The 23850-nt window shown below is 46.8% G+C and carries 27 protein-coding genes; 22 read left to right on the top strand and 5 right to left on the bottom strand.

The window, feature by feature from the left end; genetic code table 11:
* The first annotated feature begins 22 nt into the window (after positions 1–22).
* The 7 genes from J2Z34_RS04750 (at position 23) to J2Z34_RS04720 (ending at position 6921) form a co-directional block, all read left to right on the top strand.
* Positions 23–871: a transporter substrate-binding domain-containing protein gene (locus J2Z34_RS04750; protein WP_425348038.1), complete on the top strand. Its 849-nt coding sequence runs from the start codon at positions 23–25 to the stop codon at positions 869–871.
* 104 nt (positions 872–975) lie between these two features.
* Positions 976–1632, top strand: a complete 657-nt coding sequence (locus J2Z34_RS04745) for an amino acid ABC transporter permease (RefSeq protein WP_209458722.1) — start codon at positions 976–978, stop codon at positions 1630–1632.
* Entirely contained in the window at positions 1619–2344 is a 726-nt protein-coding gene (locus J2Z34_RS04740) for an amino acid ABC transporter ATP-binding protein (RefSeq protein WP_209458721.1), read from the top strand. Before J2Z34_RS04745 ends, J2Z34_RS04740 begins: the two co-directional genes overlap by 14 nt.
* A gap of 391 nt (positions 2345–2735) precedes the next feature.
* Positions 2736–3773, top strand: coding sequence for an N-acetyl-gamma-glutamyl-phosphate reductase (gene argC, locus J2Z34_RS04735; protein WP_209458720.1), 1038 nt, complete (start codon positions 2736–2738; stop codon positions 3771–3773).
* Positions 3774–3794: 21 nt separating this feature from the next.
* Positions 3795–5012, top strand: a complete 1218-nt coding sequence (argJ, locus tag J2Z34_RS04730; protein ID WP_209458719.1) for a bifunctional ornithine acetyltransferase/N-acetylglutamate synthase — start codon at positions 3795–3797, stop codon at positions 5010–5012.
* Positions 5013–5023: 11 nt separating this feature from the next.
* Positions 5024–5785 carry an acetylglutamate kinase gene (argB, locus tag J2Z34_RS04725; protein WP_209458718.1) on the top strand — a complete coding sequence of 254 codons (762 nt, stop codon included), beginning with the start codon at positions 5024–5026 and terminating at the stop codon, positions 5783–5785.
* Positions 5785–6921, top strand: a complete 1137-nt coding sequence (locus J2Z34_RS04720) for an acetylornithine transaminase (protein WP_245250515.1) — start codon at positions 5785–5787, stop codon at positions 6919–6921. Before argB ends, J2Z34_RS04720 begins: the two co-directional genes overlap by 1 nt.
* Before the next feature lie 158 nt (positions 6922–7079).
* On the opposite strand, the gene J2Z34_RS04715 is transcribed toward J2Z34_RS04720, so the two are convergent.
* The 5 genes from J2Z34_RS04715 to J2Z34_RS04695 are packed head-to-tail and all read right to left on the bottom strand — an operon-like array spanning position 7080 to position 9663.
* Entirely contained in the window at positions 7080–7520 is a 441-nt protein-coding gene (locus J2Z34_RS04715) for a DUF1648 domain-containing protein (protein ID WP_209458716.1), read from the bottom strand.
* A 29-nt stretch (positions 7521–7549) separates the two neighbouring features.
* Positions 7550–8278: an HAD family hydrolase gene (locus tag J2Z34_RS04710; RefSeq protein WP_209458715.1), complete on the bottom strand. Its 729-nt coding sequence runs from the start codon at positions 8276–8278 to the stop codon at positions 7550–7552.
* On the bottom strand, positions 8278–8463 hold the full coding sequence (locus tag J2Z34_RS04705; protein WP_209458714.1) for a hypothetical protein: 186 nt from the start codon (positions 8461–8463) through the stop codon (positions 8278–8280). Before J2Z34_RS04705 ends, J2Z34_RS04710 begins: the two co-directional genes overlap by 1 nt.
* Positions 8460–8903: a threonine/serine exporter family protein gene (locus J2Z34_RS04700; protein ID WP_209458713.1), complete on the bottom strand. Its 444-nt coding sequence runs from the start codon at positions 8901–8903 to the stop codon at positions 8460–8462. Before J2Z34_RS04700 ends, J2Z34_RS04705 begins: the two co-directional genes overlap by 4 nt.
* Before the next feature lie 10 nt (positions 8904–8913).
* A complete protein-coding gene (locus tag J2Z34_RS04695) occupies positions 8914–9663 on the bottom strand; it encodes a threonine/serine exporter family protein (RefSeq protein ID WP_209458712.1) in 750 nt (249 codons plus the stop codon).
* 315 nt (positions 9664–9978) lie between these two features.
* On the opposite strand from J2Z34_RS04695, the gene J2Z34_RS04690 reads away from it, so the two are divergent.
* The 15 genes from J2Z34_RS04690 to J2Z34_RS04620 all read left to right on the top strand — a co-directional run bounded on the left by J2Z34_RS04690 (position 9979) and on the right by J2Z34_RS04620 (position 23674).
* On the top strand, positions 9979–11217 hold the full coding sequence (locus J2Z34_RS04690) for a serine hydroxymethyltransferase (RefSeq protein ID WP_209458711.1): 1239 nt from the start codon (positions 9979–9981) through the stop codon (positions 11215–11217).
* Between the two features lie 211 nt (positions 11218–11428).
* Positions 11429–12211 carry a Fe-S cluster assembly ATPase SufC gene (gene sufC / locus J2Z34_RS04685; protein WP_209458710.1) on the top strand — a complete coding sequence of 261 codons (783 nt, stop codon included), beginning with the start codon at positions 11429–11431 and terminating at the stop codon, positions 12209–12211.
* Entirely contained in the window at positions 12184–13593 is a 1410-nt protein-coding gene (gene sufB / locus J2Z34_RS04680) for a Fe-S cluster assembly protein SufB (protein WP_209458709.1), read from the top strand. The genes sufC and sufB overlap by 28 nt, the downstream gene beginning before the upstream one ends.
* Before the next feature lie 14 nt (positions 13594–13607).
* Entirely contained in the window at positions 13608–14681 is a 1074-nt protein-coding gene (sufD, locus tag J2Z34_RS04675) for a Fe-S cluster assembly protein SufD (RefSeq protein ID WP_209458708.1), read from the top strand.
* On the top strand, positions 14674–15903 hold the full coding sequence (locus J2Z34_RS04670; RefSeq protein WP_342453101.1) for a cysteine desulfurase: 1230 nt from the start codon (positions 14674–14676) through the stop codon (positions 15901–15903). The genes sufD and J2Z34_RS04670 overlap by 8 nt, the downstream gene beginning before the upstream one ends.
* Complete coding sequence (gene sufU, locus J2Z34_RS04665; RefSeq protein ID WP_209458707.1) at positions 15893–16321, top strand: Fe-S cluster assembly sulfur transfer protein SufU; 429 nt, start codon at positions 15893–15895, stop codon at positions 16319–16321. The genes J2Z34_RS04670 and sufU overlap by 11 nt, the downstream gene beginning before the upstream one ends.
* Before the next feature lie 144 nt (positions 16322–16465).
* Complete coding sequence (locus tag J2Z34_RS04660; protein ID WP_209458706.1) at positions 16466–16975, top strand: flavin reductase family protein; 510 nt, start codon at positions 16466–16468, stop codon at positions 16973–16975.
* Positions 16965–17762, top strand: a complete 798-nt coding sequence (locus J2Z34_RS04655) for a PHP domain-containing protein (RefSeq protein WP_209458705.1) — start codon at positions 16965–16967, stop codon at positions 17760–17762. Before J2Z34_RS04660 ends, J2Z34_RS04655 begins: the two co-directional genes overlap by 11 nt.
* A 4-nt stretch (positions 17763–17766) precedes the next feature.
* The gene (locus tag J2Z34_RS04650; RefSeq protein WP_209458704.1) at positions 17767–18219 is read left to right on the top strand and encodes a MarR family winged helix-turn-helix transcriptional regulator; all 453 of its coding nucleotides are present in this window, start codon (positions 17767–17769) and stop codon (positions 18217–18219) included.
* Between the two features lie 27 nt (positions 18220–18246).
* Positions 18247–18858 carry a histidine phosphatase family protein gene (locus J2Z34_RS04645; protein ID WP_209458703.1) on the top strand — a complete coding sequence of 204 codons (612 nt, stop codon included), beginning with the start codon at positions 18247–18249 and terminating at the stop codon, positions 18856–18858.
* A 266-nt stretch (positions 18859–19124) separates the two neighbouring features.
* Entirely contained in the window at positions 19125–20288 is a 1164-nt protein-coding gene (locus J2Z34_RS04640) for an ABC transporter substrate-binding protein (protein WP_209458702.1), read from the top strand.
* Positions 20289–20312: 24 nt separating this feature from the next.
* Entirely contained in the window at positions 20313–21188 is an 876-nt protein-coding gene (locus tag J2Z34_RS04635; RefSeq protein WP_209458701.1) for a branched-chain amino acid ABC transporter permease, read from the top strand.
* Position 21189: 1 nt separating this feature from the next.
* A complete protein-coding gene (locus tag J2Z34_RS04630) occupies positions 21190–22179 on the top strand; it encodes a branched-chain amino acid ABC transporter permease (protein WP_245250514.1) in 990 nt (329 codons plus the stop codon).
* A gap of 15 nt (positions 22180–22194) precedes the next feature.
* Positions 22195–22977: an ABC transporter ATP-binding protein gene (locus tag J2Z34_RS04625; protein ID WP_209458700.1), complete on the top strand. Its 783-nt coding sequence runs from the start codon at positions 22195–22197 to the stop codon at positions 22975–22977.
* Positions 22970–23674: an ABC transporter ATP-binding protein gene (locus J2Z34_RS04620; protein WP_209458699.1), complete on the top strand. Its 705-nt coding sequence runs from the start codon at positions 22970–22972 to the stop codon at positions 23672–23674. The genes J2Z34_RS04625 and J2Z34_RS04620 overlap by 8 nt, the downstream gene beginning before the upstream one ends.
* The last annotated feature ends 176 nt before the right edge of the window (positions 23675–23850 follow it).

Genomic DNA, 23850 nt, shown 5'->3' with positions numbered 1-23850 from the left:
ACATGAAATATGGGAGGAATAAATTATGAAGAAGAGCATAAAGAGGCTTGTGGCAGCATCAGTTGCAGCCATGGCGATATTCGCAGCTGGCTGCGGAAGCAAGACTACACCTACAACAGCACCAACTACAGCACCATCGGCAACTATAGCCATGTCTGCTTCACTGAAGAAGATAAAGGACAGCGGTAAGCTTGTACTCGGAACCAGCGCTGATTATCCACCGTTCGAGTTCCATGCATCAGTTGACGGCAAGGATACAATAGTAGGATTCGACATAGAGGTGGCAAAGGAAATTGCGAAGGACCTTGGCGTAACGCTCGAGATAAAGGACCTTAAGTTCGATGGACTTCTTGCTGCACTTGACCAGGGAAGCGTAGATATAGTCATTGCTGGACTCTCACCTACAGAGGAGAGGGCAAAGAGCGTTGACTTTTCAATCCAGTATTATTCAGCTGAGCAGGCTGTAGTTGTAAGAGGAGCCGACAAGGGCACACTCACAACATTAGAATCGCTCAAGGGTAAGACAATAGCAGCCCAGAAGGGTACCATACAGGAAGATGCTGCAAAGGCAGTTGAAGGCGCGACAGTGCTTTCACTTGGTAAGATCTCAGACCTTATCCTCGCTCTCAAGTCCAACAGGGCTGATGCGGCGATAATCGAGGTTCCTGTAGCAGAATCAAACGTCAAGGAAAACACTGACCTTGTGATTTCAAGCATCGTCATCAAGAATGAGGGCGAAGGAAAGGTAGCTGCAGTCAAGAAGGGCTCTGCTGACCTTGTTGTTGAAGTCAACAAGACTCTTGAGAGGATCCTTGCAGACGGGACCTTTGAAAAATTTGTTCTTGAAGCTACACAGCTGTCTGAAAAATAAGCTCTGTTTATGATAGAATGATTCTGGGAATGTTAGGTGACAATTGCCGCCTAACATTTTTTTCAATACACGGCTAAATTGCCGTCAGACTGGAGGAATATCCATTGGATTTTAGTTTCATGTCCGAATACTACCAGTTTTACATTGAAGGTGCCAAGATCACAGTAACCCTCGCATTTTTCACTGTCATTGTAGGATTCATTTTCGGACTTCTGCTTGCTCTTCTCAAGCTGTCGAAGAACAAGCTTCTGAATTTCATCGCAACTGCATACATCGAGTTCATAAGAGGAACACCGCTTCTCGTTCAGCTGTATATAGTTTTCTATGGTCTGCCGCATCTGGGCATATCGTTTCCCGGACTGACAGCGGGAGTTATTGCCCTTTCAGTCAATAGCGCCGCATATACCGCCGAAATAATCAGAGCTGGTATTCAGGCAGTTGACAAGGGACAGATGGAGGCTGCAAGGTCCATCGGAATGGGCAAGGCAATGTCCATGAGATACATAATAATTCCACAGGCGGTGAAGAACATATTGCCAGCACTCGGCAACGAGTTCATAACCATAATAAAGGAATCATCCATTGCGTCCATCATAGGAATAAATGAGCTTATGTTCAACGCTGACACGATAAGGGGAAATACATTCAAGCCATTCGAACCGCTGATAGTGGTGGCTGTGGTCTACTTTATCCTGACTTTCAGCTTGTCCAAGTTGATGGGCTACTTCGAAAGGAGGATGAACACAGATGATCGAGGTTAAGGGTCTTCGAAAGAGCTTTGGAAAACTGGAAGTGCTCAAGGGAATCGACCTATCAATCGGGAAAGGCCAGGTTGTAGTGGTCATAGGACCTTCAGGCTCAGGAAAGAGCACGCTTTTAAGGTGCCTGAACAGGCTGGAGGAGCCTACGGGTGGAGAGATCATATTCGAAGGTATTTCCATTACCCAGAAAAAGACTGACATTGACAAGATACGTCAGAAAATGGGAATGGTATTCCAGCAGTTCAACCTTTTCCCACACTTAAGCGTACTTGAGAATATTAATATTGGTCCCAGGAAGCTCAAGGGGCTTTCTCAGGCTGAAGCCGACAAGGAAGCATATGTGCTGCTGGACAGAGTAGGACTGAGAGACAAGGCGAACAGCTACCCTGGACAGCTCTCTGGCGGACAGAAGCAGAGGATTGCCATAGCCAGGTCCCTCGCCATGGGACCCGACGTCATGCTTTTTGACGAGCCTACTTCAGCACTTGACCCTGAAATGGTCGGTGAGGTGCTTGACGTAATGAGGGAGCTTGCATTCGAAGGAATGACCATGGTTGTGGTTACACATGAAATGGGCTTTGCAAAAGAAATCGCTGACAGGGTACTCTTCATGGATGAGGGAGTGGTGCTTGAGGATGACTCACCGGAGAATCTTTTCATCAGTCCAAAACATCCAAGAACGAAGGATTTCCTTTCCAAGGTTTTAAAATAATTTTGCAGTCTGCAGGCGTAATGCCTGCATTTTGCTTTTTTAATATGTATAAATATTTGAAACAATGGTATATATATGCAATAAAATCTGGCTGGAAATTGCATTTATTTCTGCAAGTGGCCAAATGATGGGAATCTCAGGCGAAGGCAGGTTCCGTGGCGCTTCAGTAGAATATTCAACTTTTTGAATCACCTGGACAGAGAGGCTTCATTGATATGCCCTGAGGAGCCATATCCTGCAAGGGTTCGCAGGGGTTTTTAGCTGACTTTTAGTGTATACAAAAGGTGCAGATAGGGATAAAATAAAATAAACGATAAAAATGCAATTGACATTATAAGTATTCATACTATAATTGCAATTAGCATAAATTTTCATGATGGGAGTGAAGACAATGAAAGTAGCCCTGGTCGGAGCGACCGGATACGGTGGTGTAGAGCTTATAAGGCTTTTGCACAATCATCCTGTATTCGAGCTCAATGCCATCTATTCTCATTCCAAGGGGGGAGAATCCATAAGAAGCTATTATCCGCATCTTACAGGTGCTGTAGAGCTAATAATGGACGATATCGACCCGGAAAAAATAAAAGCCAAATCTGACCTGGTATTCCTTGCTGTGCCAGCTGGCATTTCGAGGGACTGGTCAAAGAGGCTCAGGGATGCAGGACTGAAGGTCGTTGACCTTTCAGGGGACTTCAGGCTTGAGGATGTCGAGGATTACAAAAAATGGTACAAGAAGGATCCGATAGCAAAGGAAGAGCTTGAAGGTGTGGTTTTCGGCCTTGCCGACATAGTGAAGGATGAGATAAGGAATGCCACATTCATATCAAATCCGGGCTGCTATCCTACTGCCTCGGTGCTTGGCCTGTATCCGCTTGCCAAGGAAAAAATGATTGTCAAAAACAGTATAGTCATAGACGCAAAATCCGGAGTGACCGGAGCGGGAAGAGGGGCATCTGTTGCCAACCTTTTCTCTGAGATCGACGAAAACCTTAAGATATACAAGGTCAACACACATCAGCATACACCTGAGATTGAGCAGCAGCTGAACAGATGGGACCCTGAAATCGGGATGATTACCTTCGAGACTCATCTGATTCCGATGAACCGTGGGATCATGGCCACCGAATACGTGGACCTGAAGTCACCGATTACTGCAGAGGAGCTACATAAGCTCTATACGGAGACCTATAAGGACGTGAAGTTCGTAAGGGTAAGACCGCTTGGAGAGTTCCCCTCCACAAAGGAAGTTCAGGGCTCCAACTACTGCGACATTGGAGTTTCAGTGAATGTAAGAACAGGCAAGGCAGTGATAGTGTCAGTAATTGACAATCTAGTCAAGGGCGCCGCAGGGCAGGCCATACAGAACGCAAACATCTGGACGGGACTTGATGAGGCTGCAGGCCTCGACCTGTTGCCGATGTATCCATAAAAGAGCGAAGGAGAATTTGATATGAAATACAACATAAAGCACCTGAAGGAAGGTTCCGTTACAAGCGCAAAGGGCTTCATGGCAGATGGTGTCCATGTAGGCTTAAGGTACAACAAGAAGGATGTCGGAATGATCTATTCCGAGGTTCCTGCAGTTGCAGCAGCTGTATATACCCTGAACAAGTTCATAGCTGCACCTAACATAGTGACAAAGGAAAGCGTAAATACGGAAAGGACTCTCCAGGCGGTTGTGGTAAACAGCGCCTGTGCAAACGCATGTACCGGAAAGCGCGGTATGGACGATGCTGTAATCATGAGAAGGCTCGCAGCAGAGAAGTATGAAATCCCTGAGCACTATGTGGGAGTCGCCTCCACAGGAGTAATCGGTGAATTCCTCAACATGGAGAAGATAGCGAAGGGAATAAGGGAGGTTTCTCCTGAGGCTTCCGTTGAAGGTGCAAAGTCCTTCGAGAGGGCCATAATGACAACGGACCTCATTGAGAAATTCACAGGCTATGAGGCTGAGATCGACGGAGTCAAGGTAACCATCGGCGGATGCTGCAAGGGTTCAGGAATGATACATCCAAACATGGCGACCATGCTCGGATTCATAACTACTGACGCCAATGTCGACAAGGAAGCTCTTCAGAGGGCATTCTCAAAGATAACTGACATTTCCTTCAACCAGATAACCGTTGACGGCGAGACATCGACCAACGACATGGTCCTTCTCATGGCGAACGGCATGGCAGGAAACAATCTCCTGAGTGAAGACCATCCGCAGTGGGACGTATTCTACACAATGCTGAGGAAGACCTCGGAGGACCTGGCAAAATCCATAGCCCAGGATGGAGAAGGAGCTACAAAGCTTATCGAGGTCAAGGTTAAGGGAGCAATGAATGATGCCGATGCTAGGGCAATAAGCAAGAAGATCGTAGGCTCGAGCCTTGTAAAGACTGCAGTTTATGGAAATGATGCGAACTGGGGAAGGATAGTATCCGCTGCAGGTCATTCAACAGCTGAAATAGATCCTTCGAAGGTAGATGTCATTCTCGGTGACCAGTACATGCTGAAGAACAGCGAGGTACAGCCCTTCGACGAAGAGGCTGCAAAGGAATACCTCAAGAGTGATACTGTATACATTGAAGTCAACTTCCATCTTGGAAAAGGCGAGGCTACAGCCTGGGGATGCGACCTCACATACAAGTATATTGAAATCAACGCAAGCTACAGGTCATAGGAGGCATCGGGATGGGAACAGTTGTACTTAAGTGCGGCGGGAGCGTCGCAGACGAACTGGGAGCAGGCTTCTTCCAGAGCATAAAGGAGCTTCTTGCTTCAGGATTCAAGGTTCTTCTGGTCCACGGCGGCGGACCTGATATAACGTCATACCTGAAGGAGAAGGGCATAGAGACGAAATTCGTCGACGGACTAAGGTTCACTGATGATGAAGTTTTGTCAGCCGTAGAGGTAATGCTTGCTGGAAAGACAAACAGGCAGATAGTCAGGCTCCTTAAGGCTAACGGGATACCTGCCATAGGAATACAGGGACCGGACAGCTGCTTCAGGGCTGAACTGATAGACAGGGATAAGTATGGCCTTGTGGGTGCCATGACGGGTGCCGAGACAGGCGTTCTTGAACATCTTCTGGACCTGGGTCTTGTACCGGTCGTGACTCCTCTTGCAGAGGGACCGACAGGGGAGCATCTGAATGTCAATGCTGACAGCGCCGCAGCATATGCGGCAATTGCACTTAAGGCAGAAGAGCTGCTGTTTGTAACCAACGTGAAGGGCATAATGAAGGATGGGGTTGTGCTTGAAAGCACTACTAAAGCTGATATAGACAGCATGATAGGGGACGGGACCATATACGGCGGAATGATCCCCAAGGTAAAGGGAGCACTCAATGCGCTTGAGAGCGGAATTGGTGCGGTAAGGATCGTGTCCGGTCAGGACGCGGTATGGAGCAGCGGCAGCTTCTCCGGAACTGCAATCAAGAAGGAGGAGAAGTAATGTCCTATCTATATCCAACCTACGCAAGATATTCAATAAGGCCTAAAGAAGGCAAGGGATCATACATAATAACAGAGGACGGGGAGAAATACCTCGACTACATAGCAGGCATAGCAGTCCTTAACCTGGGTCACAGGCCTGATAACGTTGAAGAGGCTGTAATCAATCAGGTGAAGACACTCTGGCACATGTCAAACCTTTTCCCCAGCGACCTTCAGGAAAGGGTTGCAAAAAGGCTGACGGACGCAGCACATTTCACAAGGGCTTTCTTCTGCAACAGCGGAGCTGAAGCCAATGAGGCTGCGATAAAGCTTTCAAGGAAGTATACCGGCAGAAGCAAGTTTATTACCTTCAAGCAGAGTTTTCATGGAAGGACCTTTGCCACCATGTCCGCAACAGGGCAGGATAAGATAAAGAAGGGCTACGGGGAAATGCTCGGAACCTTCGTGCATATTCCATACAACCAGCCTGAAATACTCAAGGACTACATAGACGAGGAAACAGCTGGTGTAATCGTCGAGACTGTCCAGGGTGAAGGCGGCATACTGGTAGCTAAAGATGAATTCCTTAAGGAAATCGAGAGGCTGTGCAATGAAAAGGGAGCCCTGTTCATAGTGGATGATGTCCAGGCTGGAATCGGCAGGACCGGCAAAGCCTTCAGCTTCCAGAACTATGATGTCAAACCGGATCTCGTTACCTTAGCAAAGGGTCTCGGAAACGGACTGCCTGTAGGAGCTCTGCTCGGTGACGAGAGGTTCCTGGAAGCTTTCGGACCAGGAACCCACGGAACAACCTTCGGAGGCAACTACATAGCCATGGCATCCGCTGAAGAAGTGCTCAAGACCATATTCCAGGAGGAGTTCCTTAAGTCAGTCGCTGAAAAGGGAGAATACCTCATGGGCAGGCTTCGGGAAGTCCTGAAGGACAGCAAGGAAGTCGTTGAAGTAAGGGGCAAGGGCCTTCTTATAGGAATAGAGATCAACACGCCTGTTGCTGACAAGATAGCAAGGATACATGAGAACAAGCTTCTGGTGCTTCCTGCAGGAACTGCAGTAGTAAGGATCCTGCCTCCTCTTAACACAACCTATGAGGAGATGGATGAAGCTATAGAGAAGATCAGGAAGTCGTTCGAGTAGCAGAAATTAACATCAGTCCAATAACCGTTAAAACTAATCAAACAAAGGGAGTTTCAGCGCCAGCTGAGACTCCCTTTTACATGTGATTTTTCTTTTGTTGCTAAATATTGCGAAATTATGTTTGAAGACTTTGTAGTTTCCACTGTTATTATAGTGCTTTACTCCATTCCTGCCAGACGGTAGCTTTTCACAGTGAAATAGGCTGTGGTAGACAAGGTAACCAATAGAAGGACTGGCAGGTAGCTTGCAGGAAGGTTTTTCCCGCTTACAGAAAAAGAGCTTAAATAGAAAAACAGGATGATGATTTCAAGCTTCAGGAGTACCAGCATGGTCTTAAGGCAGGAATATACAGCGGCTGCATTCTCCTCATTTCTTATCCTTGGTACATTCCATAAGGAGGGGTAGTGTGATATTAGTGTCAGAATGAAGAATACGAAAAGTGTGACGGCTGGCAGGAAAAGTATCTCTGCCTTTGGTCCCCACCTGTCAATCTCTCCGAAGGCATTGTAGTGTCCTGGAATCAAGTCAGGTAAATTATACCAGGACAATGCGATGTATGAGATGAAAAGGCACAGGAGAAGCGCTGATATTATTTCCATGATCTTCTGGGAACTGGTGGCTTCGGTCCTCATGACCTGCTTTTAAGAACTCCTGACTTTATGAATCCAAGGAAGTCAAATGAGGATCCTCTGTAATCCGGTTCCGGTCCCTTCATATTTCCTGGAACCATATTGTCTGTAACAAGATAGGTTCTCATCCCCAGTTTTTTTGGAACCATATCCTCAAGCTCGTCGTTTCCGACCATCATGCATTCTTCTGCTGACTTTCCGAGGATCTTAAGTATCTCCTCATAATATTCAAGGTTAGGCTTGCAGTAGTGGCTGTTGTCAAAGGTTGTGACAAGCTCGAAATCATCCCTTGAAAGGCCTGCCCACTCGATTCTCCTCAGCACTGCAGCTTCCGGGAACACGGGATTCGTTGCGATGGCAAGGGTATATCCGTTGTCCCTGAGAAATGCAACAGCCTCTCTCATGGGTTCCGAAGCATAGGTCGATTCTTTGACATATTCGAAATTGCTTCCGTAATATTCCATGAAACGCCTCTCGTATTCAGGCAGCAATTCATTACCGACTCTCCTGCCCATGGCTTCCATGAATACCTCGCGGTTGGTTCGCCTGCTCTTGTCGCTTACCATCTCGAGGGTACATTCCCAGACCAGTCCGCCAAGCTTCCTGGGGTCAATGAGATCAGAAAACTCCATGGACAGGCTTTTGAAATAAAGCTCCTGGAACTTTTCCAGGTCCATCGGCAGAAGAGTGCCGTCCAGGTCAAAAAGTATTGTTGTCAAACCATCCATCAAATTTCTCCTTCGTTCTTATACTCGTATATTATGAGTGCAGTTTCAGTGCTTCCTCTTTTGCTGCGCCTGATCTCTATGATGTCATCCCTGCCAATCTTATACTGCTTCAATGCCTTCTCAACCTGCTCATTCAGGTCAGATTCCTTGCCTGTTGCGTGGACAAGCTTCGTCCTTCTTGTCATCTGATGGCCCCCTTTGTAGATTGGTAGTATGTGTAAGCGCGGCTTCCTGTGAAGACAAGGAGAATCCCTATCGACAGGGCACCTGCATTGTTCATTGTATTGATCAGGCTTGAGGCTGCTCCGGAATAGTTTCCGGAGAGTGATTCAAGCATTGTGTTGTAGAGACCGCTTCCTGGGACAAGCGGAATAAGGGCAGCGGTCACGAAGCTCGTGACAGGAGTCCTCATCTTCCTCGCCATTATCTCTCCAAACAATGTAAGGGCAACTGCTCCAAGAAGGAAGCTGGTGCTTTCTGTCTGCGTGATGTCAAGGCTAATGGAGTATACTATCCAGCCTATGCCTCCGCCAATGGAAGCTGTCAGTGCCTTTTTAGGCTCCAGGTTGAATATGACCGCAAAGCCGAGGGTTGAAAAGAATGCGTATATGAACTGAAGTATCATGCTGCACCGCCTATCTGAAAATAAGGAGTCCGAGTCCTGTTCCGACTGCGATTCCAAGAGCTGTGAGGGCCGCTTCGACGAACCTTGCCAGACCTGAAACATAGTCTCCGAAGAGAGTGTCGCGTATCGCATTGGTTATGGCAATACCGGGAACAAGAAGCATTATGGAACCGAGTAGCACAGTATCGAAGTCGCTTCCGAAGTCAAGGGTCATAAGTCCGTATGAAGCTGCGGATACGAATGCTCCTGCCAGGATATTTATGAATATCCCATTCAGATTGTACAGCCTCGAATAATGCTGGATGAGCCTTGCTCCTGGTGCAACCAGTGCAGCTGCGATGCCGCTCGCTGCATTGCCCCCATAGAGCATGGTAAATCCAAATCCAAGCACCGCTGAAAACACAAGCTGCATTGGTATGGAGTATTCCCTTATGTCCTCAATCCTCGCGAGTTCTGTAGAAAGCTCATCGACGGACACGGGTTTTTCCGCTATACTTCTTGACAGCGCATTGACATGGTGGACCTTCTCAAGGTTCGTGGAGAGCCTCCTGACCCTTGTGATGAGTGAGACTATCTCGCCGCCTGGTCCGATTATTGAAACCATGATCCCTGTAGGTGTGACGAAGCTCTCTGAAAGTCCCACATCGTAGGAGTTCAGGATCTTCGTTATGGTCTCTTCGACCCTGTATGTCTCTCCGCCGCTTTCAAGTATGATCTGGCCAGCCCTGGAGGCCAGCCTTATAAGCCTGTTGTAGTCCATATGACACCTGCCGTGATTAATTTTCCCATATAGCCATTTTAGCACAGCAGCTGACAGGTTTGCACAAAATAGAGAAATTGTGGGCAGTACTGACTGTCCGTAAGATAATAATTTAAAAGATGGCGAAAGCAAATCAAAGGATATTCATGGGGTCATTGGTGATACCGAGGTTTTGGCAGATTGAGAAAAGAAAATTGCATTTATGTGTGAAAAAGAGTCGAAAAGGCATTAATGACGAATATTAAATCAATTTTTTGATTGATTGAACGTAATACTGAGATTATAATGTTAGTATCATAAACTAGGGGGTACGTCATGAAAAGTTTTTATCTAAAAGATGCCGATCCTGAAATTTACTCATATATTGAAGAGGAAGAGGACAGGCAGGAGCACAACATAGAACTCATCGCATCGGAAAACTTCGTTGCCGAGGCAGTAATGGAGGCTATGGGAACAGCGCTGACAAACAAGTATGCTGAAGGATATCCTGGAAAGAGATATTATGGAGGCTGTGAAATAGTTGATAAGGTTGAGACTGCTGCAATCGAGAGGATGAAGGCACTGTTTGGTGCTGAGCATGCCAACGTTCAGCCTCATTCCGGATCACAGGCCAACATGGCTGTATACATGGCGATGCTTCAGCCCGGTGACAAGATACTGGGTATGAACCTTTCCCATGGCGGACACCTTACTCACGGAAGCCCGGTCAATTTTTCAGGCAAGCTCTACAACTTCATATCATATGGCGTGTCGAAGGACACTGAGACAATCGACTATGATGCACTTAGGGAGCAGGCAATTGCAGAAAAGCCTAAGATGATAGTTGCAGGAGCCTCAGCGTATTCAAGGGTAATAGACTTCGAGAAGATGTCAGACATATGCAAGGAGGTCGGTGCCTACTTCATGGTAGATATGGCACATATTGCAGGACTTATAGCTACTGGAGCTCATCCGAGTCCGGTGCCATACGCGGACTTCGTTACCACAACAACCCATAAGACATTAAGGGGACCAAGAGGCGGTGCCATACTCTGCAAAGCCGAGTATGCAAAGGACATCGACAAGTCTGTATTCCCGGGAATGCAGGGAGGACCGCTTGAGCATGTCATAGCTGCAAAGGCAGTTTGCTTCAAGCTTGCCATGGAGGATTCCTTCAAGGAGTATATTGACCTCCTTGTAAAGAATTCAAAGTCTCTTGCTGAAGCCATGATGAAGAGGGGATTCAGGATCGTTTCAGGAGGAACTGACAATCATCTGATACTCGTTGACCTCACAAACAAGGAAATTACTGGAAAGGAATGCGAGAAGCTTCTTGATACGATAGGGATAACCACTAACAAGAACACCATACCTTTCGAGACCAAGAGTCCTTTCATTACAAGTGGAGTTAGGATGGGAACTGCAGCTGTAACAACCAGAGGCTTCCAGCCTGAGGACATGGACAAGATAGCAGAATTCATCGATTATGCAGTGAATCACAGGAACGATGACCTGTCTGAAGTGAAGCAGAAGGTCAGGGACCTGTGCGCAAAGTATCCTCTATATAAGAAATAGTCTGGAAAGATAAAAAAATACATGCTAATCGTTAAAATGTAGTCAAACGAGAAAACATATGAGGCTCTGCGGCTTTCAGCTTTGCAGAGCCTTTATTGCGGACTCGCTTATTCAAAAAAACCATAGACTTCGGTTGACGCATAATTGATTTAATTGTAGAATTGAAACATGTGAAATCAGATAAAAATGGTCGGATTAAAGGAGAATTGGAATGTCAGAGATATTAAGGATTGCTGATCTCAAGGCAAGCGTAGATGAAAAGGAAATACTGAAGGGTCTTGACCTGGTTGTTGAAAAGGGAAAGGTCCATGTCATCATGGGTCCGAATGGGGCTGGAAAATCAACTCTCGCAGGAGTGGTGATGGGAAACCCCAGGTATGAGGTCACTCAGGGCAAAATAGATTTTGAGGGTGAAGACATAACTGCTATGCCTGTAAATGAGAGGGCGGTAAAGGGAATATTCCTTTCCTTCCAGGCTCCCCAGGAGATACCGGGAATTACAGTAGAGAACTTCCTGAGGACAGCGAAGGCTCAGATAACTGGTACAGCGGTAAAGGCCATAGCCTTCAAGAAAGAGCTTTATGCTAAGATGAAGGAGCTTGACATGGACAAGGCCTATGCGTCAAGGTACCTTAACCAGGGCTTCTCCGGCGGCGAAAAGAAGAAGAATGAGATACTTCAGATGTCTGTGCTGAACCCGAAGCTTGCCATCCTCGACGAGACGGATTCAGGCCTGGATGTTGATGCCGTAAGGGTCGTATCAGAGGGTGTCAACAGGTTCAAGAACAGTGAGAATTCGGTTCTTGTAATAACTCACCACAACAAGATGCTTGAATACCTTCAGCCTGACGTGGTACATATCATGGTTGACGGGAAGATCGTCGCAACAGGCGACATGAGCCTCGCCCATGAAATAGAGGAGTTCGGCTTCGACAAATACAAGCAGGCTGAGAAGGGGGAGTCGGAATGGAAAAAAGAAGTAAAACTAATATAGACGACCTCGACAGAGGCATTTATGACGTAAAGAATGAATTTACATACAGCTACAAGTCCGAATCCGGACTTACCGAAGACATCATCAGGGACATATCGGCAAAGAAGAACGAACCTGACTGGATGCTCCAGTTCAGGCTGAAGTCCCTGGAATTATATAACAAGATAGATGTACCTACATGGGGTCCTGACATATCGGACCTGAACATTGACAACATAGTCACCTATGTCAGGCCGAACGTAGAAATGCAGTCAAACTGGGACGATGTTCCGGATGACATCAAGAAGACCTTCGACCTTCTGGGAATACCTGAGGCTGAAAAGAAGTCTCTTGCCGGTGTTGGAGCCCAGTATGACTCCGAGGTCGTATACCATTCCATCAAGGAAGAGCTTGTAGCGCAGGGAGTCGTCTATACTGATTTCGAAAGCGCTCTTCGTGACTATGAGGACATCGTGAAGAAATACTTCATGACACTCATCCCTCCATCGGACCACAAGTTTGCAGCCCTTCACGGCGCTGTATGGTCAGGCGGATCTTTCGTGTACGTTCCGGAAGGCGTAAAGGTGGATATTCCTCTCCAATCATATTTCAGGCTCAATGCCCCAGGCTCAGGTCAGTTCGAGCATACTCTCATCATCGTGGAGAAGGGTGCGCATTGTCACTTCATAGAAGGCTGTTCGGCACCTAAATACTCGGTTAACAACCTGCATGCAGGTGCAGTGGAACTCTTCGTCAAGGAAGGGGCATACCTCCGGTACTCAACCATTGAGAACTGGTCGAAGAACATGTACAACCTCAACACCAAGAGGGCACTTGTGGATAAGAACGGCACCATAGAATGGGTTTCAGGATCCTTTGGCTCCAAGGTCTCAATGCTCTATCCAATGAGTATATTGAGAGGTGAAGGAGCAAGGTGCGAATTTACAGGAGTCACCTTCGCCGGCAAGGGCCAGACACTTGATACTGGAGCGAAGGTAGTCCACGCAGCGCCGAACACCACATCAAACATAAACTCAAAGTCCATCTCCAAGTCTGGAGGAAACGCAATATACAGGGGGCTTCTTCGAGTAGCTCCAAATGCATATGGAGTAAAATCGACGGTATCCTGTGAATCCCTTATGCTTGATTCAATATCAAGCTCGGATACAATACCTGTAATAGACATCGAGAATGACGACATAGATATCGGACACGAGGCAAAGATCGGAAGGATTTCCGAGGAAGCCATATTCTACCTGATGAGCAGAGGCATATCAGAGGCTGAAGCCAAGGCGATGATAGTCAGGGGATTTGTAGAGCCTATTTCCAAGGAGCTTCCTCTGGAATATGCCGTAGAGATGAATAACCTTATCACACTTGAGCTTGAAGGTGCGATAGGATAGGAGGGAGAACTTAAATGAGCGCAATAAAAGAGACATACAATGTACTCCCGAGGATTTCCTTCAGGTGGGTAAAGGCAAATCAGCTTGAGCTGGATAGCCTTGAAGTAGATACATCTGTTCCATACGCATACGGTGAGATAAAGACTACGCTTGATGTCGAGTCCCTGAATGGCCGCGACATGGAAATGCCTGAATATTTCAAGGGCGTGAATGAAAACATGGTAGCTCTTGCTGACAAGAAGAGCAACGCCGGACTTTACATGGAAGTAGAGGAGAACCTTTCAGCAAGCGTGTTGATCACACACAGGCTGCACTCTGAGAATCCGGTCCTCGTTGAAAAGAATGTCATCGTCCTGAGGAAGGGCTCAAAGCTTGACCTCGTCATGGACTACAGCTCAGACGAAACAGCTACTTTCTCTGACATACTGAACAAGGTAGAGGTCGGCGAAGGGGCTGAGCTGAACATCATAAAGGTGCAGAGGCTGAATTCCCTGTCCAGGCATCTTGAATCAAGGTTCACGAAAGTGGCTGAAAAGGGTAAGGTCAACTACATATCAGTGGAGATCGGCGGCAAGGAAGCTGTCGTGAACTATATGACAGACCTGTCAGGAGATGAGTCTGAAGGGTACGTCAAGAATGTTTACCTTGGCTTCGGCGAGAGGATACTTGACCTTTCACACCACATGAACCACATTGGAAAGAAGACAATTTCCGACATGATGTTCAAGGGAGCACTGAAGGACACTTCGAAGAAGGTATTCAGAGGCACTCTTGATTTCAAGAGAGGCTCCACCCATTCAAAGGGTAATGAAGAGGAGTTCACAGTACTCCTGAGTCCTAAGGTAAAGTCCTTTGCTATCCCTCTCCTTCTCTGCAAAGAGGATGATGTCATAGGAAACCATGCTGCAAGCGCAGGCCAGATAGATGAAGAGAAGCTGTTCTACATCATGTCCAGAGGCTTTTCAGAGGATGAGGCAAAGAAAATGATAGTCGAGTCCTATATACGCCCTATTGTGGATCTGATACCTGTTGAAGAAATAAGAGAGCTTGTCCTCGAAGCGGTGGACAGGGAGATAAAGGGTGAGTGAGTTGAAGAACGTTCGCGAAGATTTCCCGATACTTGACCTGATGATAAACGGCAAGAAGCTCGTATATTTTGACAATGCCGCAACAACTCAGAGACCTCTGTCCGTAATAGAGGCTGTAAGGAAGTACGACCTTGAGCAGAACGGGAATCCCCACAGGGGCTCCCATTATCTCAGCATCAAGGCCACCGAGGTCTATGAGGGTGCAAGGGAGAAGGTAAGGGCATTCATCGGCGCGAAGAGCTCCGATGAGATAATATTCACCAGGAACACAACTGAGTCCATAAACCTTGTAGCCTACAGCTACGGTATGGAGACTCTGAAGGCTGGAGACAAGATAGTAATAACGATAGCCGAGCACCATTCCAACCTTGTTCCCTGGCAGCAGGTGGCAAAGGTGACAGGTGCAACTCTTCACTACATGTATGTGGATAAGGAAGGCAGGCTGCCTTCATCAGAGCTTGAAAAGATTGACACTGACACGAAGATTGTCGCATGTACCCATATGTCCAATGTCCTGGGAACTATTATGCCTGTAAAGGCGATAATAGATAAGGCCCATTCGGTGGGTGCAGCAGCACTTATAGACGGTGCTCAGTCAGTGCCTCACATGAAGGTTGATGTAGCTGAGCTTGGAGCAGACTTCTTCGCCTTTTCAGGGCATAAGCTCCTTTCACAGCTTGGGATAGGGGTACTCTATGGAAAGAAAGAGCTGCTGAAATCAATGAAGCCATTCCTCTACGGTGGAGACATGATCGAATATGTACATGAGCAGGAAACTTCATTCAATGAGCTTCCATATAAGTTCGAGGCAGGTACCCAGAACGTGGAGGGTGCAGCGTCCTTGTCTGCAGCCATAGACTATATCAACGGCCTTGGCTTTGAAGAGATCTCAAGGCAGGAGATGCTGCTTACGGAGCGTGCACTTGAAGGCATGAAGAAGCTGCCATACATCAATATTGTGGGACCGGCTGACCTTTCTGACCGGGGAGCTGTAATAAGCTTCACTGTTGAAGGAGTACATCCACACGATGTCGCGACCATACTCGACAGCTACGGCATCGCCGTCAGGGCAGGACATCACTGTGCACAGCCGCTCATGAGGTATCTTGGCATACCGGCGTCCAACAGGGCATCCTTCTGCTTCTACAATACAACTGACGAGGTAGATTACTTCCTCGAGAAACTTGGTGAGATAAGGAGGTGGATGGGATATGGAGCTTAACAGTCTTTATACTGAGCTCATCCTTGAGCACAACTCGGACAAGAGGAACAAGCGTCTGCTTGAAGCCTTTACAAATGAAGAGAGAGGTCACAACCCAAGCTGCGGAGACGAGATAACGATCCAGGCAGAAGTGGTTGACGGATACCTTAAGGACATTGGATATTCCGGTCATGGCTGCGCTATAAGCCAGGCTTCTGCATCCATGATGATTGACCTCCTGAAGGGAAAAAAGGTCGAAGAGGCTCTTGAGACCATAGAGGTTTTCCTCGGGATGATCAAGAGGGAGATATCGGACCTTGATTACCTTGAGGAGACACTTGAGGATGCATTTGCTCTCCAGAACATTTCTAACATGCCTGCAAGGGTGAAGTGCGCCGTGCTTGCATGGCATACTCTCAAGGAAGCGGTAAATAAGTGATCAAGATGGCGCAGGCTTAAGTCCTGCGCTATTTTTTAACAAGAAGCATGAAATTTTAGCAATATATTGACAATTGTCAAATTACAAAATTGCATTTGTATGATAAGCTATAATCAGCATATATTTTAGAATCGGAGGTTGACCATGGCAGTAGAATTTATAAGATATCTGGACAAAAGCTTGAAGTACCTTCACAGGCAGGGTGCATTCCTTACGGTCAAAGGCAAGGAAGCCGTTAATGTGACTACGATAAGCTGGGGAAACATCGGCTTTGAATGGGGAAGACCCATATTCACAATACTCATAAGGAAATCAAGGTATGCCCACGAACTTCTGCAGGAAACTGACGAGTTCACTGTGTCCATTCCAACGACTCCTTCAATGAAGAAAGCCCTTCAGGTTTGCGGATCGAAGACAGGAAGAAAGACCGACAAGTTCAAGGAAGCCGGAATCACGCAGTACCCGAGCAAGAACCTTGAGACTCCTATAGTGAAGGAAGCTGACATATTCTATGAGTGCAAGATTGTATACAGGCATAAGATAGATCCGGATGTACTTGGCGGGGACATAGACAAGACCTCTTACCTTGATGGTGACTACCACGAGATTTTCTATGGAGAGATAATCGGAGCGTACGGCAAGGATGCTCTATAAGGATATTTACTTCGACACGCACTGCCATACGGAGTTCTCGTTCGATTCGAGCATGAGCATCGAAGGTGCGATAGCAAAGGCTGTATCTCTTGGCATCGGGCTTGTCACAACAGAGCACGTTGACCTGAACAACATGGATGTGGGCGGATTTGAGATCAATTTTGATATAGACAGTTATTTCAGGGAATATGCCAGGAAGAGAGGGGAGACCCTCCTTCTTGGCATTGAGACTGGAATTGACATGGAAAATATAACCAAAAACAGGTGGATGACAGAAGACCATCCATTTGACATGGTCATAGGATCCATGCACTCCATGAGGCGCCTTGATGTTTCAAGGCCATCGGACTTCAAGGAGATGACCGCAGCTGAGTTCTACAGGGATTATCTGAAGGAAACCGCAAGGACAGTTGCAGCAAATCCTTACATTGACACCCTTGCCCACCTTGATTATCCGAGCAGATACCTGAGGCTGTCACCAAGAAACGTAAGGTATTTGGATGCGAAGAAAGAGTTCGATGAGCTCTTTGAAGTCCTCATATCAAATGACATAACCCTGGAGCTTAACCTCAGGCGACCTCTTCAGGGCGATGTGCTTGTAAGCCTCAGAAGCATATTCGAAGGCTACAGGAGCTCTGGAGGAAGGTTTGTGACGCTGGGCTCCGATGCACACAACACAGACCAGATTGGTGCGAATTTCAGGGAAGGTCTGAATCTTCTCAAGGAAACAAGGCTTGCCCCTTGCACATATCAGGAAAGGACCAGGATATTGCATCCTGACTGGTAGGTATATGAATAATTCGAAGCAGGTACTGAATGAGCTGCTTGTTGACCTGTTCAACAACATACTAAGAATAGAAGAAAGAGCGCTTCAGGACATCGAGGGGCATGATCTGTCGGTCACTGAGATGCATACTCTTGAGGCTATAGGAACCGAGGGAGAAAGGTCCATGTCCGAAGCGGCAAAGAAGCTCAACATAACTGTGGGCACCCTTACTACTGCGATTGCTAAGCTCATGGCTAAGGGCTATGTAGAGAGGCGAAGGACAGATGAGGACAAGAGGGTGGTGCTTGTAAAGCTCACCGAAAAGGGCAGGATTGCAAACTCTGTCCATGAGAGGTTCCACCAGGAGATGATCAAGGATACCCTTGAGCAGCTCAGCCCTGATGAGGAAGAGATACTCAGGAAGTCCCTTGAGAAACTTACTGACTTCTTCAAGGAGAAGTATGAATCCAAAGGGTAATACGATTTTGAAGGTGAGTTATGAGTTATGGAAATCCTATTTGTAAGACATGGGGAGACTGAAGCCAACAGGACCAATCTCTTCTATGGGAGGCTTGACTATGGGCTGACCTTTACTGGACGGGAGCAGGCAGCAAAGGCCGGAAACCTCATAAGAATGATGAACTTCACACCTGACAGGATAGTCGTATCAGGTCTTAAAAGGACACACGAGACACTGAAGGCTATGGGATTCTCCATGGATGACGCTGAAATCGAGCCAAGGCTTGATGAACGGAGTCTTGGAGTCCTGGAGGGCTTGACCTTTCCTGAGATATCTGTGAAGTATCCGGATCTCTTTGAGAGCTGGGACAATGACTGGCTGGACTTTGCACCTGACGGTGGAGAAAGCCAGAGGGAGTTTTCCGGAAGGGTAAGGGATTATCTGGAGGAGCTTAAGGCTTCCGACAACAAACCTGGGAAGGTTCTTGTAGCAACCCACGGAGGCACCATGAAGACAATCATCTCCATAATACTTGGAGATGTGTCATACCGCTTCAACCAGCTTGAGATCTACAACTGTTCCATACTTAGGGTGAGGTTAACCAGGGAAGGCTTCAAGGTGGATGCGCTATACAATGTGGTGGATTTTGACATTTAGTGAATATAAGCACCGGGATCATGACAAGTGATTCCTGGTGTTTTTTCATTTTATCATGCGATTGACAAAAAATATGAATTAATCACAGGTATCGTTTACAATTTTGACATAAATATCAAACCGACAACGACTATTTTGTCCTCATTTGATATCGTCATTTTTTATAGGGGTTTTCTTCAATAATGTTAACAGGAAATTAATTTTACTATTGATATTGCGATTTTAAACTGGTATATTAAAGCTATTATTTCAAGGAAGGTGACAAAATGAAGAAAAGATTATTTGCAATATTTACTGTTGCAGCACTTTCAACAGCTCTTCTCGCGGCATGTGGAGAGAAGACGCCAACTACCCCTACAACTGCCCCTGCAGTGAAGGAATTCACTATAGGCGGAATAGGACCTCTAACTGGCGGAGCAGCTACATACGGACAGTCAGTTAAGCAGGGTGTAGAGCTTTATGTCAAGGAAGTCAATGCAAAGGGTGGAATCGACGGAAAGACCGTTAAGGTAATCTTCGAGGATGACCAGGCAGACGGAACAAACGCAAGCAACGCATTCAACAAGCTCGTCGAGAATGACAAGGTTGTAGGAATAGTCGGAGCGGTCACTTCAGGTGCGGCTCTTGCGACAGGACCTAAGGGAACTCAGTCAAAGATACCTATGGTATCCCCAAGTGCTACCGAGCCTACTGTAACAAAGGTCGGCGGAAACTACATGTTCAGGGTATGCTTCATCGATTCATATCAGGGAGTAGCTCTTGCAAACTACAGCGTAGACACGCTGAAGAGCGCCAAGGCAGCAGTTCTTTACAATGTTGGATCAGACTATTCAAAGGGAATAGCGGATTCATTCAAGTCAACCTATGAGTCAAAGGGCGGAAAGGTTGTTGAATTCCTCACTTACAACGATGGAGACAAGGATTTCAGCGCACAGCTTACTACAATAGCAGCAGCAGGAGTAGACGTTCTCGTTCTTCCTGACTACTACACTACTGTAGGACTTATTGCAAAGCAGGCAAGGAATTCAGGAATAGATGCACAGCTTCTCGGTGGAGACGGCTGGGAATCAGCTGAGCTCTTCACAATCGGCGGAGACGCGGTTGAAGGCTCAAGGTTCGTTACTCACTATTTCTCAGGAGATGAGGCAGCAGTTGTTTCTAACTTCGTAAAGCAGTTCGAGGCAGAATACAAGAAGGCTCCGGATACATTCTCAGCTCTTGGATATGATGCAGCGAAGGTTCTTCTTTCAGCTATTGATGCAGCAGACTCACTTGACGGAGCAGCAATACAGGCAGCACTTCTTAAGACGAATGTAGAAGCCGTTACAGGCAAGCTCACATTCGACGCTGACAGAACCGCTGTAAAGGGCGCTGTAATAGTTGAGGTTGAGGACGGAAAGCTCAAGCTCGTAGACAAGGTCAACCCTTAAGGGTTACTACCAGGGAGGCATAAAATGCAGTTTTTTCAACAGCTAATTAACGGCTTGTCGATCGGAAGTATTTATGCTCTTCTGGCATTAGGTTACACAATGGTTTATGGGATCATAGGTCTCATCAATTTCGCCCACGGCGATATTTACATGGTTGGAGCAATGGCTGGATTCTACGCCTCTAAGGCGTATAATCTGCCATTTTTTCCGACTTTAGCAATAGCCATGCTGGCATCTGGTGCTTTAGGAGTATTGATTGAGAGAGTTGCTTACAGACCTCTTAGAAAATCACCAAGGATCACACTTCTCATATCCGCTATCGGAGTAAGTCTTCTCCTTGAGAACGGTATGAGGTATATAGTCGGACCGTCACCAAAATCATTCCCGGAGCTTATTCCGGTGCACAAATATGATTTGGGTCTTTTTCAGGTTACAAACATCCAGCTTCTTACCTTCGGGATCTCCATACTTCTCGTCATACTCCTGCAGTACATAGTATTCAGGACTAAGATGGGCAAAGCCATGAGAGCTGTCTCGTATGATATGGAGGCTGCACAGCTTATGGGAATAAGTGTAAACAAGACCATTTCCTTCACGTTCTTCCTGGGATCCATCCTGGCTGGAGCTGCTGGTATAATGGTTGCCTTAAGCTGGACAAGCATTGACCCATACATGGGTATGATGCCAGGCCTTAAGGCCTTCGTCTCTGCGGTTCTCGGCGGTATCGGAATAATCCCGGGTGCGCTTATCGGCGGAGTCTTCATAGGCATAGCTGAGACCCTCACCAAGGCATACATTTCTACAAGCCTTTCAGACGCAATAGCTTTCTCCATACTTATCATAGTGCTCCTCGTAAAGCCTACGGGAATACTTGGAAAAGTTGAAAGTGAGAAGGTATAGTATGGACAGAATAAAGAAGATGCCAAAAAAGAATCTTGAAATGGCTTTGAAGGTCGTCCTCATAATAGTGCTTTATGTTGTTCTTATCAGCCTTAAGAATGCAGGCATGATAAACAGGTACTATGCGGGTATAATCAACCTGAGCCTTATCAACATAATTCTTGCGCTTTCCCTGAACCTAATTACAGGCTTCACGGGACAGCTTTCACTGGGACATGCAGGGTTCATGTCGATCGGAGCCTATGGCTCTGCTGTGCTTACAGCGAAGTTTGACATTCCCTTCATTCCAGCACTTATTGTCGGTGGAATCCTTGCGGCTGCAATATCGCTGCTTATAGGTATCCCCACACTGAAGCTCAGAGGCGACTATTTCGCCATAACGACCCTTGGCTTCGGAGAGATAATCAGGGTTGTCCTCGTCAACATCAATTATGTTGGCGGCCCTAGAGGCTTCACTGGGATTCCCCTTGAAACCAACTTCACTCTGACCTTCATAGTGACGGTCCTTGTTGCCATAGGCATAAGGAACATCATCAAGTCGGCACCGGGAAGGGCCATGCTTTCTGTGAGAGAAAACGAGATTGCAGCGGAAGCAATGGGAGTCGATACTACAAAATTCAAGATACAGTCCTTCATGATAGCGGCCTTCATAGCCGGCGTTGGTGGAGCTCTGTACGCACACTATATCGGATACCTGAAGCCTGAGGTCTTCAGCTTCACAAGGTCAATAGAGATCCTGACATATGCTGTCCTTGGCGGACTTGGATCCATAACCGGAAGCATATTCGGAGCGATATTCCTCACGTTCCTTCCGGAGCTTCTGAGGAGCGTAAGCGACCTCAGGATGATCATCTACTCCGCCTCGCTTATCATACTCATGATATTCAGGCCGCAGGGTCTCATGGGATCCAAAGAGCTCTCCCTGAACATATTCAGGAACAGCTTCAAGGGGTTTGGACGGAAAAAAGATGACAAAGACCAGATTTCTTAGAAAGGGGGATGAATCATGCTGAATGTTGAAAATGTCACCATGAAGTTCGGCGGTCTCAGCGCTGTTTCACAGCTGAATCTCGAAATAGGCAAGAATGAAGTGGTTGGCTTGATTGGTCCCAACGGAGCAGGCAAGACTACGGTATTTAATATGCTTACTGGAATATACACTCCTACTGAAGGAGAGATAAAATACGAAGGCAAGGTCATTAACGGGATAAAGCCCCATAAGATATCATCCATGGGAATCGCCAGGACCTTCCAGAACATAAGGCTTTTCTCAAACCTCACTGTCGGAGACAACGTAAGGATCTCACACACCAACAAGACAGACTACAATCTGGCTGAGGCTGTTCTGAGACTTCCAAGGTTCTTCAAGGCCGAAGCTGCTCTTGATGAGAAGGTACATAGTCTTCTTGCTCTCTTCAACCTATACGAGAAGAGGGAGGAGAAGGCCAGGAACCTTTCATACGGAGAACAGAGAAGGCTTGAGATAGTGAGGGCTCTGGCAACAGATCCGAAGCTGCTTCTGCTTGACGAGCCTGCAGCAGGAATGAACCCTGCTGAGACCCACGACCTCATGAATCTTATCGGAAGGCTCAGGGATGAGTTTGACGTGTCCATACTCCTCATAGAGCACGACATGAAGCTCGTCATGGGAATCTGTGACAGGATAAATGTCCTCAACTTCGGTAAGAAGATCGCCAGCGGCAATCCTTACGAGATAAGGAACAACGAGGAAGTAATAAAGGCCTACCTTGGAGAAAAGGGCGGAGAAGGGACGGCTAAGAATGCTTAAGATTGAAAACTTGAACGTATACTACGGTGTCATACATGCACTTAAAGACATCTCAATTGAGGTAAAGGAAGGGGAGATAATCTCCCTTATCGGCGCCAACGGTGCCGGAAAGAGCTCGACACTAAGGGCGATATCATCGCTTGCTGAAGTAAAGAGCGGAACCATAACCTACAAGGGCCAGGACATAACAAAGAAGAAGGCAGAGCTTATACCTGCAATGGGACTTGTACAGGTTCCTGAAGGCAGGAAGATATTTGCCAACCTAACAGTATTTGAAAACCTCGAGCTTGGAGCCTTCACCAGGAAGGACAAAGAGAACCTCAAGGGTGACTACGAGATGGTCTACCAGAAGTTCCCTATCCTAAGGGAAAGGCAGAAGCAGAAGGCTGGGACACTCTCCGGAGGAGAGCAGCAGATGCTTGCAATAGGTAGGGCTTTAATGTCGAGACCTTCAATGCTACTTCTTGACGAACCGTCAATGGGACTTGCTCCACTCATAGTGCAGAAGATATTTGACACTATAGTTGAGATAAATAAGTCAGGAACGACGATCCTTCTCGTTGAGCAGAACGCCAACATGGCACTTTCCATTTCTAACAGGGCATATATCCTGGAAACTGGAAAGATTGTCAAGTCAGGCGATGCCAAGGAGCTCATGAATGACCCGGCTGTAAAGGCTGCGTACCTGGGCGAATAGTAAGATAAAAACAGATAAGAAAATATGTAAGGTAAATGGAATGGACCGGCAATTGCCGGTCCATGTTTTTTAGGCGAAATTGAGAGTGTAGAAAATTTTGTGTTTGGACCTCTGGCTTAAGATTATAATAATCTTAAATCGGAGGTTTTAAACATGGCAAAAATTAAAAGGGATCC

Origin of the sequence: Youngiibacter multivorans (assembly GCF_017873395.1) — a bacterium.
GTDB classification, from domain to species: Bacteria; Bacillota; Clostridia; order Clostridiales; family Clostridiaceae; genus Youngiibacter; species Youngiibacter multivorans.
The sequence above is the reverse complement of the archived record's forward strand: the minus strand, read 5'-3'. Positions and strand labels throughout refer to the sequence as shown.